The organism is Bacillus fungorum (assembly GCF_002746455.1).
Lineage (GTDB): Bacteria > Bacillota > Bacilli > Bacillales > Bacillaceae_G > Bacillus_A > Bacillus_A fungorum.
In genome coordinates this window covers 1-527 of record NZ_NWUW01000166.1, presented here as the reverse complement: position 1 = coordinate 527, position 527 = coordinate 1, and the positions used below count along the sequence as shown (strand labels likewise).

Here is a 527-nt window from a genome sequence, read left to right as displayed (position 1 = left end):
GCATTCGCAATTTCTTCCTTCTCTACTGCAATGTATGTTTCATTTTCATTGTAAAATTCTATTTCAATTCGATTAATATTATTATTTAGTACTGTGATATGTAACTCTTTTAGGCTATCTAGACGATTTCCTAATCCACACACTAACTTAAATACTTTCTTTGCAATTGTTGGTGGTTTCACATACGTCGTATTAAAATGAATCGTTTCATCATCTATCACACCATCTTCCTCGACTTCACACGTCATAATGAAAGAATGATTTTGTTTTTCGATTTCTTGTTGACTCAACTTACGATCAATGACATACTTCACGCTTGTTGACAGGTTCTCTATATATTCATCCAGTTCGGTATTTGAAATTTTAACCTCTGAGAATTCCGGAAAAATCATGTAAGCATGTACATTTGAGCTACTTTTACTCACACGTAATACCTGAACTTGTTTCTTTTCATAGCGCACCGTTTGTTCTAATTTTTCTACTACATTGTTACTTAGGGAATTAATATTCATTTACATTCACCTTTC

Annotated in this window: 1 protein-coding gene; it reads right to left on the bottom strand. The window is 32.4% G+C overall.

Annotated features, from left to right (window positions below):
* Nucleotides 1-512: hypothetical protein (locus CO726_RS31285; RefSeq protein WP_099686857.1), on the bottom strand; the 512-nt coding region annotated here is incomplete at its 3' end.
* Between the last annotated feature and the right edge of the window lie 15 nt (nt 513-527).